The sequence below is a fragment of the Novilysobacter longmucuonensis genome (assembly GCF_046600735.1).
Taxonomy (GTDB): domain Bacteria; phylum Pseudomonadota; class Gammaproteobacteria; order Xanthomonadales; family Xanthomonadaceae; genus Novilysobacter_A; species Novilysobacter_A longmucuonensis.
The window spans coordinates 88,709-103,089 of record NZ_JBJMAW010000004.1 but is presented as its reverse complement, the minus strand read 5'-3'; the positions used below and the strand labels follow the sequence as shown (position 1 = coordinate 103,089).

Here is a 14,381-nt window from a genome sequence, read left to right as displayed (position 1 = left end):
CGCTCCTACGAAAGCAGCTGGCTGCCGGCGCGGTGCCTGCCCAATACGTCAATGCACCCGCGAGGAATCCCTGGCCAGCGGGCCACTGAAGGTGATCAACCGGTTGCCGCGCAGCACCAGCCGGCCGACGTGGCGGTCCTCGCCATCCAGCGAATAATCGAAGCGGAATGTCCGCTCCCAACCAAGCCAGCCGTTGTCCTGACGGCACAGGCGCAAGCCGATCGCATGGACGCTATGGTCCAGCCACTGCACGCCGGCGGCGCGGCAGGCGCTGCGACCGACGGACTCGGCACGTTCCGCGGCGGCGCGGCCGGCGCTCCAGAACGCGAACGCCAGCGCGGCAACGATCATCACAAGGACTAGAGTCGGCATGCAGTAAATGTGACGATGCCGGGGCCGGACGGCAAGGGCCATGGGGCAGAATCCGGAATAGAACGATCCGCATAAGCAGAGGCGCACCAAATGAAACTGGTATTTCCAGGTGGGGAACACCCGCAGGTCCTGCTGGGCCTGGGCGTCAACCGGGTCGGCTCCGACCCGCAGGCGACCATCGTGCTGGATCGGCCGGGCGTCATGCCGCAGCACTGCCAGCTCCACGTCACCGCGCAGGGGGTGATGCTGGACGTGCCACAGGGCACCAGCATCAAGGTCAACGGCCGGCCCGTGGACGGATTGATCACGCTACGGCCGGGTGACAGCGTCGATCTGGATGGGGTCGAGGCGCGGCTAGCCGGAATCGGTGCGGTCGCACCGGTGCCGCTGCCGCCGGCCACCGGGCCGGGGGCGGCATCGCCGGTGCCGGCCAATGACGACACCGACCTGATCGCGACGGCGGTGCGCCCGGTGCTGCCGCGCTTCATCCTGCGCGGCGTGTCCGGCACCGTGTTCGGCCGGACGTTCCCGGTCCACGGCGCCGTCACCATCGGTCGCGCGCCCGAATGCAGCGTGTGCCTGGACGAGCAGGGCCTGTCGCGGCTGCATGCTCGCCTGATGCCGACCGAGCACGGCCTGCAGCTGGAGGACATGGGCTCGAGCAACGGCAGCTACATCAATGGCCGGCGCGTATTGCGCGGCGAAGCCAAGGCCGGTGACGAGCTCGGCTTCGACACCTTGCGCTTTCGCCTGATCGGCGCAACCCAGCGGGTCGAGGATGCGCATGTCGCTCCGGCATCCGCCACTGCGCCCCGATCAGCGACACGCTGGTTGTCGGTGGCCTTGCTGCTGACCGGAGTGGCGCTCGCCGGAATCGGGGTCTACCTGGGCCAGGCCTGATCGCACCGCTTGGGGCCTCGCCGCTTCACGGCCGCGGGCTTGCAGAGCAGGCTCACGGCGCCGGTGGCGGCCCCAACTTGAGCGACAGGTCGATGGCGCGGACATGTTTTGTCAGTGCGCCGATCGAGATGTAATCCACTCCGTCTTCGGCGATCGCACGAAGCCCGGCCAGGTCGACGCCGCCCGACACCTCCAGCGGGATGCGCCCGGCCGCGATGCGCACCGCGTCGCGCCGGGTGCCCAAATCGAAGTCGTCGATCAGGATGCGGTCGCAGCCCTCATCGAGCGCCTCGACCAGCTGCGCGGGGGTTTCGACCTCGACGATCAGCGGCAGACCCGGGTGCATCGCGCGCGCCGCGCGGATCGCCGCAGCCAGTCCACCGGCCGCGCGCACGTGGTTTTCCTTCAACATCACCTGGTCATGCAGGCCGATGCGGTGATTGAGGCCGCCGCCCACGCGCACCGCGTACTTCTGCGCCAGGCGCAGGCCGGGGATGGTCTTGCGGGTATCGAGGATTCGAGCCCCGGTGCCGCGTACCGCCTCGACGTGGGCGGCGGTGACGGTGGCGGTGGCCGACAGGGTCTGCAGGAAATTGAGCGACGTGCGCTCGGCGCTGACCAGTGCGCGGGCGCGCCCCTGCAGCGTGGCCAGTACCGTGCCGGAGCCGACGCGGTCGCCCTCCGCGATGCGCCAGTCGATGCCCACCTCGGGATCGAGCGCCCGATGGCAGGCATCGAACCACGGTCGCCCGCAGATCACCGCGTCTTCCTTGCACAGCAGGTAGGCGGTGTCGCCGGCGTCGGGCAGCAGGGCGGCGGTGACATCGCCGCTGCCGAGGTCCTCGGCCAGGGCGCGGGCGACGTCGGCCGCGATCGACTCAGGCGAGGGCGGCTCGAAACCGCCGCTCATGCGCGCGGAAAGTCGTCGAGCTGCGCGGTGGCGATCGCCTCCTCGGGCAGCAGCACCGGGATGCCGTCGTCGAGGCGATAGACCTGCTTGCGATCACGGGTGACCAGCGCCTGCCGGATCGGCTCCGATTGCGCGGCGCCATCGCCGCGCACCACGGCGCCACGCCCGATCGCGGCATTGAGCGCATCCAGCCCGCGGCCGTCCAGCAACGACAGCGGCTGACGCGTGGTGGGACAGACCAGAAGGTCGAGCAGTTTTCGATCCATGGGAGCGGCCAGGTTGCCCGCGGCGCGGGCTGTTAGTGGGAAAGTCGGCCGCGACGCGGCCGTAAGCAAGCAAGGTCGGATCGTCTGTTGCGCGATCCGCAGGCGGATAACACGGGGGCTGCGCCTGTAAGTTGGAGCAACCGCGAAAGCGGGGCTTCTGCTCTTACCTTACTGCTTACAGGCGGCAAAGCCGCCGACTTGCAGCGAGCACAGCGAGCGACTCGCCGCCCGCCCCGCGGGCGCTTTCCTCGCTAGAATACCGTTTTGCCGCAGGTTCGAACCATGACAAATGCATCGCCGGCCGCCGCCGGCCACGCACCGCTGGTCGGCATCGTGATGGGTTCGCGCTCGGACTGGGAAACGATGCAGCACGCCGCCGCGAAGCTCGAGGCGCTGGGCGTGCCGCACGAGGTGCGCGTGGTATCGGCGCATCGCACGCCGGATGTGTTGTTCGACTACGCCGCCTCGGCGCGGCAACGCGGCCTGCGCGCGATCATCGCCGGCGCCGGCGGTGCCGCGCACCTGCCGGGCATGCTGGCGGCCAAGACCATGGTGCCGGTGTTGGGCGTGCCGGTGCAGTCCAAGGCCCTCAACGGCATGGACTCGTTGCTGTCGATCGTGCAGATGCCGGCCGGCATCCCGGTGGCGACCTTCGCGATCGGCAATGCCGGCGCAGCCAATGCGGCGCTGTTCGCCGCGGCGATGCTCGCCGCCGACCGGCCGGCGATCGCCGAGGCGCTGGCCGCATTCCGTGCCCGCCAGACCGACGACGTCGCCAGCAACGACGACCCGCGCCGATGAGCACCGCACGCCCATGACGACGGTAGGCATCCTCGGCGGCGGACAACTTGCGCGCATGCTCGCGCTATCGGGTGCGCCGCTCGGTCTGCGGTTCCTGGTGATGGACACCGCCGCCGACGCCTGCGCCGGGCAGTTCGCGCCGATGGTGGTCGGCGACTACCGCGACGAGGCGGCGCTGGGCGAGTTCGTGTCCAAGGTGGATGTCGCGACCTTCGATTTCGAGAACGTCCCGGCCGAATCGGCGCGGTGGCTGGCCGAGCGCGAGCCGGTGTTTCCCAGCCCGCGTGCGCTGGCGATCGCGCAGGATCGCCTGGCCGAGAAGACCCTGTTCCGCGAGCTCGGCATCCCGGTGCCCCAGTTCGCCGTGGTCGACACCCGCGACCAGCTCGAAGCCGCGCTCGCGGCCGTCGGCACGCCCTGCATCCTGAAGACCCGGCGCCTGGGTTACGACGGCAAGGGCCAGTTCCGGATCAAGTCGCCGGCCGATACCGCCGCGGCCTGGGACGCGCTGGGTGCGCAGGCGGGCACGGTGGGATTGATCCTGGAAGGCTTCGTCGCATTCGAACGCGAACTGTCGGTGGTCGCCGTGCGGGGCCGCGATGGCGAGTTCCGCACCTGGCCGCTAACCGAGAACTGGCACGTCGATGGCGTGCTGTCGGCCAGCCTGGCGCCGGCGCGGGCCGACGATGCGCTGGCGGCAACGGCATTCGCCCATGCCCGCAAGCTGGCCGACGCGCTCGACTACGTCGGCGTGTTCGCGCTGGAGCTGTTCTGTCGCGACGGCGAACTGCTCGCCAACGAACTCGCCCCGCGCGTGCACAACTCCGGCCACTGGACAATCGAGGGCGCGGAGACCAGCCAGTTCGAGAACCACCTGCGCGCGGTGCTCGGGCTGCCGCTGGGCGATACCCGCATGATAGGCCGCGCGTGCATGCTCAACTGGATCGGTGAGATGCCCGGGGCCAGCGCCGTCCTGCGCGAGCCGGGTGGGCACTGGCACGATTACGGCAAGACCTCGCGCCCCGGGCGCAAGGTCGGGCATGCCACGTTGCGGGCCGATTCGGCGGAGGAATTGGCCGCGACGCTGGAGCGTGTCGGGATCGCGCTCGGACGTGATGCGCAGACCGCCCCCGTCGTCGCGCAGCTGCGTGGCGAACCAATGCCCCTGTAGGAGCGGCTTCAGCCGCGATTCGATGACGGTCCGCGGGGCGCCTGTTCCAGATCGCGGCTGAAGCCGCTCCTACAAAGAGCCAGCTTGTGCAAATTCGGTAGAGCCGAACTTGCTCGGCTGCTTCGTGTCGCCGAGTGTGCGGTGGCAAGGCAGCGGAGCAAGCTCCGCTCTACAAAAGACGAACGGCCGGTTTGCCGGCCGTCCTGATGTCAGGTATCCGCTTACTTCATGTTTGAAGCAACGAAGTCCCAGTTGACCACGTTCCAGAACGCCTCCAGGTACTTCGGCCGGGCGTTGCGGTAGTCGATGTAATAGGCGTGTTCCCAGACGTCGCAGGTCAGCAGCGCAGTGTCGTCGCCGGTCAGCGGGTTGTTGGCGTTGGCGGTGCTGACCAGGGCGAGCGAGCCGTCCGGGCGCTGCACCAGCCAGGCCCAGCCGGAGCCGAAGGTCTTGATGGCGGTGTCGCTGAACTGCTGCTTGAAGGTCGCGAAGTCGCCGAACGCCTGGTTGATCGCATCGGCCAGCTTGCCGGTCGGCTCGCCGCCGCCGCCCGCATCCCCAGACGCCGGCGCCATGCAGTTCCAGAAGAACGTGTGGTTCCAGACCTGCGCGGCGTTGTTGAACATCCCGCCCTGGGACTTGCGGATGATGTCGACCAGCGGCATCTCGGCAAACTCGGTGCCCTCGATCATCTTGTTGAGGTTGTCGACGTAGGTCTTGTGGTGCTTGCCGTGATGGAAGTCGAGCGTTTCACCGGAAACGTGCGGCTCGAGCGCGGTGCGGTCGTAGGGCAGGGGGGGCAGTTCGATGGCCATGGGCGGGCTCCTTGCTGGGTAAAGACTGGCTGGTGAAGGCTGGTAGGTGGGGGCTGGCTGCTGCCGCGCACCGCGCGGCGGTGCATCGGCGACGCGGCGCAGGTATTACAATCCCCATTCTATCCCCCGTCGTGTTGCCGGACGATCAAGTCCGCGCAACAACCCATTGCAGGAGTTTCCATGTCCGTGCTCGAACGGATCCAGTCCGAAGTCGACAGCCACCCGATCGTGTTGTTCATGAAGGGCACCGCGCAGTTCCCGATGTGCGGCTTCTCCAGCCGCTCGGTGCAGGCGCTCAAGGCCGCCGGCGCCACCCACCTGCACACGATCAACGTGCTCGAAGAGCCCGAGATCCGTGCCAATCTGCCGCGCTTCTCCAACTGGCCGACCTTCCCGCAGCTCTTCATCCACGGCGAGCTGATCGGCGGCTGCGACATCACCATGGAGCTGTTCGAGTCGGGCGACCTGGCCCGCATGATCAGCGAAACCCAGCAGCAGTGAGCGCGGCGGTGGGAGCGGGCGCGCACGCCGATCGCGTGCTCGACGGCCGCGTGGTGCTGATCAGCGGCGCCCATGGCGGGCTCGGCAGCGCCGCCGCGGCGGCGTGCGCCCGCGCCGGTGCGACCATCGTGCTGCTCGGCCGCAAACTGCCCAAATTGAACCGGCTGCACGACTCGCTTGTCCAGTCGGGGGCGCAGCCGTTGCTGTACCCGCTTGACCTGGAAGGCGCCACGCCCGACGACTACGCCGAGCTGGCAGAACGCATCGACTCCGAGCTCGGCCGCCTCGATGGGCTGCTGCATTGCGCGGCCGACTTCCACGGGCTCACGCCGCTGGCGCAGACCGACCCGGCTGCGTTTGCGCGCGCGATCCACGTCAACCTGACCGCGCGCTGGTGGCTGACCCAGGCCTGCCTGCCGCTGCTGGGTCGCGCCGCCGATGCCGCGGTCGTGTTCGCCACCGACGATCCGACGCGCACCAGTCATGCGTACTGGGGCGGATACGGCGTCGCCCAGCATGGCCTGGCTGCGTTGATTGCGATGTTGCATGCGGAACTGGCCAACTCACCGGTGCGGGTGTCGGGGCTGCAGCCGGGCCCCATGCGCACGCCGCTGCGGGCCAAAGCCTACGTCGACCAGAACGATCGCGACGCCCGGGACCCGTCGGTCTACGCCCCGGCCTGCGTGAGCCTGCTTTCCCCGGCCGGCGCCGCACATCGCGGCAGTGTCTGGTGCCCCCCCCTGTAGGAGCGGCTTCAGCCGCGATCGAGAACCGTGTCGGTGTCGGTGCGGTATCCGCATCGCGGCTGAAGCCGCTCCTACGGCAGATCCCCTAGCGGAAATCGCGAGAAACCCATGAGCGAGATTGTCTCCGCCGCGCTGCTGCTGTTCCTGATCCTCGATCCGCTCGGCAACATCCCGGTCTTCCTCAGCCTGCTGCGCAACCTGCCACCGGAGCGGCAGCGCATCGTGCTGGCGCGCGAGCTGCTGATCGCGCTGGCAGTGCTGATGCTGTTCCTGTGGGGCGGCAAGTACGCGCTGGAAGTGATGCACCTGCGCCAGGAGTCGGTATCGATCGCCGGCGGCATCGTGCTGTTCCTGATCGGCATCCGCATGATCTTCCCGCCGCCGGAAGGGCTGATGGGCGAGATCCCCGACGGCGAGCCCTTCATCGTGCCGATGGCCATCCCGCTGGTCGCCGGGCCCTCGGGCATGGCTGCGGTGATGCTGATGGGCAGCGACGATCCGGGCCGCCTGCTCGACTGGAGCCTGGCGCTGCTGCTGGCCTGGGCGGTCACCGCGGCGATTCTGTTCTCCGCACCGCTGCTGTACAGGCTGCTCGGGCGGCGGGCGTTGACCGCGATCGAGCGGCTGATGGGCATGCTGCTGGTGGCGATATCGGTGCAAATGTTCCTCGACGGCCTGGCCACGTACCTGGGCGGCGCATCCCCCTAAGAGCCCCGCCGCGCCCGGGTCTTGCGGATCGGAGCGGTCCGTCCGCGAACTGTCATGGCATTGTCATCCGTACGGCCTAGCATGTTAATCTGCCGTTAACCCGGCGGCGGGGTGATGTAGCGTCCGTCGGGCCAAGGCTGAAACCACCGAAGACGACCGGCAAACACTGCCGCCGGTCGTCCTTTGAACGCATCTCGCCATCGAGGCCATCGCAATGACCCATCCGAATCGCGCCCGCTTGTCCAAGCTCACGCTGGGGCTGCTCGCCGTCCTTGCCACCGCTCCTGTTTTTGCGCAAAGCACCTCCGCCGGTCTCGGCGGACAGGTCCTCGGCGCCGACGGGCAGCCGGTGGCCGGGGCCGAAGTCATCATCGTTCATGCCGAGTCCGGCACCGTCAATCGCGTCAGCACCGACGCCAACGGCCGCTACAACGCTCGCGGTCTGCGCGTCGGTGGTCCCTACACGGTCACCATCGCCAAAGCCGGCGACGGCAGCACCAGCCGCGAGAACCTCTATCTGGCGCTGGACGAGGTTTCGCAGCTCGACGCGCGCCTCAACGACGACGTGACGACGCTGGGCACGGTCGAGGCCGTGGCCGTTGCGGGTTCGGATATCTTCAGCGCCGACAAGATGGGCACCGGCACCAACTACAGCCTGGAACAGATCCAGACCGCGCCGACCATCAGCCGCTCCTACCAGGATGTGGCACGCCTCGACCCGCGCCTGACCATCATCGACGACGAGCGCGGCGGTTCCATCTCCGCCGTCGGCCAGAACAGCCGATTCAACTCCATCACGGTCGATTCGGTGTCGGTCAACGACGAGTTCGGCCTCAACGACAATGGCGTCGCGGCACTGAACCAGCCGTTCTCGATCGACACGATTGAATCGATCAGCGTCGACCTGGCCAATTACGACGTCACCCAGTCCGACTTCACCGGCGCCAGCATCAATGCCGTCACCAAGTCGGGCACCAACGAATTCTCCGGCTCGGCGTACTACATCTACCGCGACAAGGACATGTTCGGCGAAATCGACTCAGACGGCGACGGCGACGACGATGAGTTCGACGGCTTCAGCGACGAGGTCACCGCCGGCGTCACCCTGGGCGGTCCGATCATCAAGGACACGTTGTTCTTCTTCCTCGCCTACGAGGAATTCACCCGCACTTCGCCGGGGCCGGGCCTGAACGCGCTGTCGGTAGGCAACGTCAGCCAGGCCGAACTCGACCGCATCGCCGCGATCGCACAGGGCTATGGACTCGATGTCGGCGGCCTGACCCCGCCGCCGGATCTCGAGAACAGCGACGAGAAGATCCTCGCCAAGATCGACTGGAACATCAGCGACGCGCACCGGCTCAGCGCGCGTTATTCGGAGACGATCGGCAACCAGATCAACATCCCGTACCAGTTCCAGAATGGCATCTCGTTCTCCAGCCACTGGTACGCCAACGAAGTCAGCTACGAAACCTTCGCCACCCAGCTGTACAGCAACTGGAGTGACAACTTCAGCACCGAAATCTCGGTGTCGCGCGGCGATTACCTGAGTGCACCGGTGCTCAATGCCCGGGCGCCGCAGACCACCGTCGATGTGGACAGCGGTGCCGGCGTACGCTTCGGCAGCGAGCTGTTCCGCCATGCCAACCGGCTGGAGAACGAGTACACCAATGCTCACTTCATCGGCGACCTTTTCCTCGGCGATCACACCATCCGTTTCGGCGCCGACTACAAGGACAAGGACATCTTCAACCTGTTCGTGTTCGGCTCGCTGGGCCAGTACGAATTCGACTCGATAGACGATTTCGAGGCCGGTAACTACTCGTTCTACCAGCTGCGCACCACGCCGAATCCGGATGGGTCCGTCAACGACGCCGCAGCCCGGTTCGGTCTGCGTAACATCGGCCTGTTCGTGCAGGACACCTGGTGGGTCACCGGCAACCTCAGCGTGAACTACGGTTTGCGTCTGGACACGCCGAGCGTCGACGGCCGGCCGCTGTACAACCCCGGCTTCGAAGACACTTATGGCTTCCGCAACGACGGCACGGTAGACGGCAATGGATTGCTGCAGCCGCGCCTCGGCTTCAACTACGCGTTCGACAGCAACCTGCCGACCCAGCTGCGCGGTGGTGTGGGCCTGTTCCAGGGCTCGACGCCCGACGTGTGGCTATCCAATGCGTTCACCAATCCGGGCGGCACCGTGGCGGTGTTCCGGGACTTCGATGGCTCCGAAGGCTATTCGGCCGATCCGGACAACCAGCCGCGTCCGGGCGGGGTCAGCGGCGGCGTGCAGGACGTCGACGTGGTGTCGCCGGACTTCGAGCAGCCCGCCGTGTGGCGCGCCAACCTCGCCTTCGACACGCAGCTGCCGTGGTGGGGTCTGGTGTTCACGACCGAGCTGCTGCTGACCGACGTCGAGAACGGCATCTTCTACGAGCACCTCAACCTCGGCGCTCCGAGCTCGGTGCTGCCCGATGGCCGTGTCGCGTACTGGGAAACCACTGCTCCGACCGCCTACCGCAATCCGTACAGCACGCGCTCGCTGGCCCGCGCGAACGCCGATCCCGGCTTCAACGACGTGCTGTTGTTGCGCAACACCAGCAAGGGCCGCGCACAGAACCTGACCCTCTCGCTCGAAAAGCCGCTGGCCGAGCACTGGCATGGCCGCGTTGCCTACACCTTCGGCAACTCGACCGACGTCAACCCGGGCACCTCCTCGCGCGCGATCTCCAACTGGAACAACAACGCGGTCTTCAACGCCAACGAGGAAGTCTCGGCGACCTCGAACTACGAAGTGCAGGATCGCTTTACCGCATTGGTCGGGTACAACCGCAACTTCTTTGCCGACCTGTCGACGTCGATGACGCTGTTCTACGAAGGACGCCGTGGACGCGGCTACAGCTTCGTGTACGCCAACGACGCCAACGGCGACCGCATCAACGACAACGACCTGTTCTACATTCCGCTCGGCCCGGGCGACGTCGAGTTCACCCCCGGTTCGGACGTACAGGGCTTCTGGGACTTCATCGCGAATGACGAGTACCTCAACTCGCACCGCGGTCAGGTCGCCGGCCGCAACGACGCCAACTCGCCGTGGGTCAACCGCTTCGACCTGCATTTCTCGCAGGAGCTGCCCGGCTTCTTCAGGGGCAACAGCGAGATCTTTGTGAACATCCTCAACGTGGGCAATCTGATCAACGACGAGTGGGGCCGCGTCGAGGAAGTGCCGTTCTCGTACGTGCGCGGCGTCGCGGGCTTTGCCGGCGTCAATCCGGAAACCGGCAAGTACGTCTACGATTTCACCCGTGGTGGCGATGAGGTGGAGCTTCGCGACGGTGTGGGCCAGTCGCGCTGGTCGGCGCAGGTCGGCTTCCGCTACGAGTTCTGACCGGCGCCTGCCGATTGCACGACAGCTGGACGTAGTATCGAAGGCGGCCGGGATTTCCCGGCCGCCTTCTTTTTGCCCCCGTGTTCGTCCCCCGGTTTTGTAGGAGCGCCCCATGGGCGCGATGCCCTTCGCACAAGCCGCCACGTCCGAACCCAGGACGCCCACCACAAAGCTGTAGGCTGGGCTGAAAAGCCCAGCATTTGTTGCGCAGCTCACCGAAGCCTCGGTCGCCGGGCTTGTCAGCCCAGCCTATGTCCCGCATGTCCACATCCCTCATGCGCCCATCGCTGCGCTAGAGTCTCGCCCAGCCAACGACAACGACAACGAACGAGAGACACGATGTCCGCACCGACCCTCCAAAGCCTGCCCACTGTCGACGCCAGCCTCTATCCCAGCGGCGGCCTCGACATCCTGTCGCGCGACGAAGTGGCGCGCCTGCGCGATGCCTCCACCGGCATGCACGACCTGCTGCGCCGTTGCGCGCTGGCGGTGCTGACCAGCGGCAACGCCTCCGACGATCCGCGCGCGGCGCGCGAGCTGTATCCGGAGTTCGACATCCAGGTCGAGCAGCAGGACCGCGGCATCCGCATCGACCTCAAGCACGCCCCGGCGATGGCTTTCGTCGACGGGGTGATCATCCGCGGCTTCGCCGAGCTGCTGTTCGCGGTGGTGCGCGACCTGGCCTACACCGCGATGGAGATGGGCGAGGGTTGCAACCGCAACCTGCGCACCAGCAGCGGAATCACCGATGCGGTGTTCGACCTGCTGCGCAACGCGCGCGCGCTGCAGCCGAGCACCGACCCCAACCTGGTGGTGTGCTGGGGCGGCCACTCGATCTCGCGCGACGAGTACATGTACACCAAGAACGTCGGCTACGAGCTCGGCCTGCGCGGCCTGGACATCTGCACCGGCTGCGGCCCGGGCGCGATGAAGGGGCCAATGAAGGGCGCGACGATCGCCCACGCCAAGCAGCGCCAGCGCCGCATGCGCTACATCGGCGTGACCGAGCCGGGCATCATTGCCGCCGAGTCGCCCAACCCGATCGTCAACCATCTGGTGATCATGCCGGACATCGAGAAGCGGCTCGAAGCTTTCGTGCGGATCGGCCACGGCATCGTGGTGTTCCCCGGCGGCGTCGGCACCGCCGAGGAAATCCTGTACCTGCTCGGTATCCTGTTACGCGAGGAGAACGCCCAGCTGCCGTTCCCGCTGATCCTGACCGGACCGACCGCATCGGCGCCGTACTTCGAGCAGATCGACCGGTTCCTGCGCCTGACCCTCGGCGAGGCCGCGACCTCGCGCTACGAGATCATCACCGGCGATGCGGGCGCGGTGGCCCAGCGCATGGTCGCCGGCATCCGCAAGGTCCGCGAATACCGCATCGTCCACAAGGACTCGTTCTTCTTCAACTGGTCGATCGACATCCCGCTGGAATTCCAGCGGCCGTTCGTGCCCAGCCACGAAGCGATGGCCGCGCTGGACCTGCACCACGGCCGCAAACCCTGCGACCTGGCCGCCGACCTGCGCCGTGCGTTTTCCGGCATCGTCGCCGGCAACGTCAAGGAGGAGGGGATCCGCCGGATCGAGCAACACGGCCCGTTCGAGATCCACGGCGACCCCGACATGATGCAGTCACTGGACGCCCTGCTGCGCGCGTTCGTCGAGCAGCGCCGCATGAAGATCGCCGGCGACTACCAGCCCTGCTACCGCGTGGTGGCGTGATGTGTCCGTAGGAGCGCCGCATATCTATAGGAGCATGGGCGCGATGCACGCGCTCGCGTCACTCCACATCGCGGGCATGGCCCGCTCCTCATTGTAGGAGCGCCCCATGGGCGCGATGCACGCACTCGCGTCACTCGCATCGCGGGCATGGCCCGCTCCTACAACAGGACGGTGCCTTTGTAGGAGCGCCCCATGGGCGCGATGCACGCACTCGCGTCACTCACATCGCGGGCATGGCCCGCTCCTACAACAGCGCGGTGCCTTCGCCGTCTACCCGCCCGCGGCTCCATGCTCTGCTGCCAGCGGCAACCGCACCGTCGCGACGAACCTGTCCCCCACCACCTGGGTCTGCACGCTGCCGCGACCACCGGTCAGCGCCTCGATCCGCACCTGCGATGCGTTCAGCCCGACCTGATGCCCGGGGACCGCCGGGCCATCCGGCCGCGGCAGCGGGTTGCTGATCCGCACGACCACCGTGTCCGATGTCGTGCTGACCGCCACCTCGATGTCGCCACTGGGCAGGCGCTCCACGCCGTGGCGGATCGCGTTCTCGACCAGCGGCTGGATCGACAGCGCCGGCACCATCACCGGCGGCAGCTCTCGCGGCAACTCCCAGCGCACCTGCAGGCGGTCGCCGAACCGCAACGCCTCGATCTCCAGGTAACGCCGCGCCAGCGCGAGCTCGTCCTCCAGTGAAACCTCGTGCGGCCCGGCCAGCGCCGCGCGGAACAGGTCGGCCAGGTCCAGCAGCAAGCGTTCCGCCTCGCCCGGTCGCTGATGCACCAGTGCCGCCCCGGTATTGAGCGTGTTGAACAGGAAGTGCGGCCGGATGCGCGCCTGCAGCGCCTCCAGCTCGGCCTGCTTGGCCCGCACCGCCAATTGCCGTGCGCGCCAGTGGTTGCGGAACGCCGCCAGCCCGAGCACGCCCACAGCCAGCGCGATCGCGGTCAGCCGCAGCATCAGCGACGGCCAGTCGTCGCCCGCTTCCGGCCAGATGCCGCGCATCAGCAGCCATGCCGCACTTCCCACCAGCCAGGTGCCGAGCAGCAGCAGGAGCACCGCGACATAGGCCACGCGCGGCGGACTTAGGCGGCTGAGGGGGCGGCGCAGCAGGTACAGCGCGCCCAGCGTCAGCAGCGAGATCCACTGGATCACCAGCAGGATCAGGCCGAAGTAGATCCAGCGGTCACTGCCAACTCCTGGCGCCAGCGTCAGTACCGCCGCCAGCGCGATGCCGGTCAGCGCGATCCACAGGATCGCCGAAGGTCGCCACAGGGCATCGAGCGGATAGCTGCCGGTCGGACGCGGGTCAGTCCGTGTGGACATCGACGTTCACACCGCCAGCGCCCACGCCTTTGCAGGCGCGACTCCACCAGCGACCGTAGGAGCGGCTGTAGGAGCGACGTAAGTCGCGACCCCCAGCCACCAAAATCCCCCGCCCGTAGGAGCGGCTCCAGCCGCGAATCTAGATCGCACCGAAAACCGGCGCATCGGACCCAACCGGCCCGGCCTCAATTGCAGGACGCGTCGCCGCCCCAGGTCGGCTTGCCGCTGTTCACGCTGCGAGTCAACGTCAGCGTGCCGCAGCGATCCCCGGCTTGAGCGGTGCCACCTCGCGGCGCGGCGGTGATGATGTAGTCGGTAGCGGTAGCGGTCGCCGTGGGAATTTCGATGTCATAGAACGGCGACGCCGCAGCATCCGGCACGGTCGGGTAGGTACCCGAGCCGCAGGGAGTGCCGGTGCAGTTGGCATACGACGGATTCTCCGCCCGCCACCGCTCCAGCTCCAGCTGCATCTCCCCGACGAAGCGTGCCGCTTCCGAGCGCCGGCTCTTGCGCACCTGCTCGGTGTACGACGGAATCGCGATCGAGGCGATGATCGCGACGATCGCCACGACCACCATCAGCTCGATAAGAGTGAAGCCCCGGGCCTTGTGCATGACGTTTTCCCCTGCGTTGCGGCGATGTTAGCACCGAGTCCCGTGCCTCGAAGGCCTGAAAGCGGGCGTTCATCCCACAAACGGAACCGCCCGTCCGCCGGCGCTTGTCGCACGGAGGCAAGCCTGCGTAAAGTCACGCATCGA

General features: G+C 67.4%; 14 protein-coding genes. 8 read left to right on the top strand and 6 right to left on the bottom strand.

Annotated elements, in window-relative coordinates:
- Positions 1-48: 48 nt before the first annotated feature.
- Entirely contained in the window at positions 49-372 is a 324-nt protein-coding gene (locus ACJQWM_RS06020) for a DUF3301 domain-containing protein (protein ID WP_332703167.1), read from the bottom strand.
- A 90-nt stretch (positions 373-462) separates the two neighbouring features.
- On the opposite strand from ACJQWM_RS06020, the gene ACJQWM_RS06015 reads away from it, so the two are divergent.
- Positions 463-1,272 carry an FHA domain-containing protein gene (locus ACJQWM_RS06015; RefSeq protein WP_332703165.1) on the top strand — a complete coding sequence of 270 codons (810 nt, stop codon included), beginning with the start codon at positions 463-465 and terminating at the stop codon, positions 1,270-1,272.
- A 52-nt stretch (positions 1,273-1,324) separates the two neighbouring features.
- Here ACJQWM_RS06015 and nadC read toward each other — a convergent pair whose 3' ends face one another.
- Both nadC and ACJQWM_RS06005 read right to left on the bottom strand, forming a co-directional pair.
- Positions 1,325-2,182, bottom strand: a complete 858-nt coding sequence (nadC, locus tag ACJQWM_RS06010) for a carboxylating nicotinate-nucleotide diphosphorylase (protein WP_332703163.1) — start codon at positions 2,180-2,182, stop codon at positions 1,325-1,327.
- On the bottom strand, positions 2,179-2,448 hold the full coding sequence (locus ACJQWM_RS06005) for a Trm112 family protein (protein WP_332703161.1): 270 nt from the start codon (positions 2,446-2,448) through the stop codon (positions 2,179-2,181). The genes nadC and ACJQWM_RS06005 overlap by 4 nt, the downstream gene beginning before the upstream one ends.
- A 282-nt stretch (positions 2,449-2,730) precedes the next feature.
- On the opposite strand from ACJQWM_RS06005, the gene purE reads away from it, so the two are divergent.
- Both purE and ACJQWM_RS05995 read left to right on the top strand, forming a co-directional pair.
- Positions 2,731-3,249 (top strand): 5-(carboxyamino)imidazole ribonucleotide mutase, encoded by a 519-nt coding sequence (purE, locus tag ACJQWM_RS06000; RefSeq protein ID WP_332703159.1) that lies wholly within the window; start codon positions 2,731-2,733, stop codon positions 3,247-3,249.
- A 13-nt stretch (positions 3,250-3,262) separates the two neighbouring features.
- On the top strand, positions 3,263-4,420 hold the full coding sequence (locus ACJQWM_RS05995) for a 5-(carboxyamino)imidazole ribonucleotide synthase (RefSeq protein ID WP_332703157.1): 1,158 nt from the start codon (positions 3,263-3,265) through the stop codon (positions 4,418-4,420).
- 221 nt (positions 4,421-4,641) lie between these two features.
- Here ACJQWM_RS05995 and ACJQWM_RS05990 read toward each other — a convergent pair whose 3' ends face one another.
- On the bottom strand, positions 4,642-5,235 hold the full coding sequence (locus ACJQWM_RS05990) for a superoxide dismutase (RefSeq protein ID WP_332703155.1): 594 nt from the start codon (positions 5,233-5,235) through the stop codon (positions 4,642-4,644).
- Positions 5,236-5,415: 180 nt separating this feature from the next.
- Between ACJQWM_RS05990 and grxD the strand changes: the two genes are divergently transcribed.
- From grxD to ppnN, 5 genes are all read left to right on the top strand, one after another.
- Positions 5,416-5,736 carry a Grx4 family monothiol glutaredoxin gene (gene grxD / locus ACJQWM_RS05985; protein ID WP_332703153.1) on the top strand — a complete coding sequence of 107 codons (321 nt, stop codon included), beginning with the start codon at positions 5,416-5,418 and terminating at the stop codon, positions 5,734-5,736.
- Between the two features lie 8 nt (positions 5,737-5,744).
- Entirely contained in the window at positions 5,745-6,482 is a 738-nt protein-coding gene (locus tag ACJQWM_RS05980) for an SDR family NAD(P)-dependent oxidoreductase (protein ID WP_332703181.1), read from the top strand.
- Positions 6,483-6,590: 108 nt separating this feature from the next.
- On the top strand, positions 6,591-7,190 hold the full coding sequence (locus ACJQWM_RS05975; RefSeq protein ID WP_332703151.1) for a YhgN family NAAT transporter: 600 nt from the start codon (positions 6,591-6,593) through the stop codon (positions 7,188-7,190).
- A 214-nt stretch (positions 7,191-7,404) separates the two neighbouring features.
- On the top strand, positions 7,405-10,575 hold the full coding sequence (locus ACJQWM_RS05970) for a TonB-dependent receptor (protein WP_332703149.1): 3,171 nt from the start codon (positions 7,405-7,407) through the stop codon (positions 10,573-10,575).
- Between the two features lie 339 nt (positions 10,576-10,914).
- A complete protein-coding gene (ppnN, locus tag ACJQWM_RS05965; protein ID WP_332703147.1) occupies positions 10,915-12,297 on the top strand; it encodes a nucleotide 5'-monophosphate nucleosidase PpnN in 1,383 nt (460 codons plus the stop codon).
- A 270-nt stretch (positions 12,298-12,567) separates the two neighbouring features.
- Here the strand turns inward: ppnN and ACJQWM_RS05960 are convergent, their stop codons facing one another.
- A complete protein-coding gene (locus ACJQWM_RS05960) occupies positions 12,568-13,623 on the bottom strand; it encodes a sensor histidine kinase (protein WP_332703145.1) in 1,056 nt (351 codons plus the stop codon).
- A gap of 185 nt (positions 13,624-13,808) precedes the next feature.
- Positions 13,809-14,237, bottom strand: a complete 429-nt coding sequence (locus ACJQWM_RS05955; RefSeq protein ID WP_332703143.1) for a type IV pilin protein — start codon at positions 14,235-14,237, stop codon at positions 13,809-13,811.
- Positions 14,238-14,381: the final 144 nt, after the last annotated feature.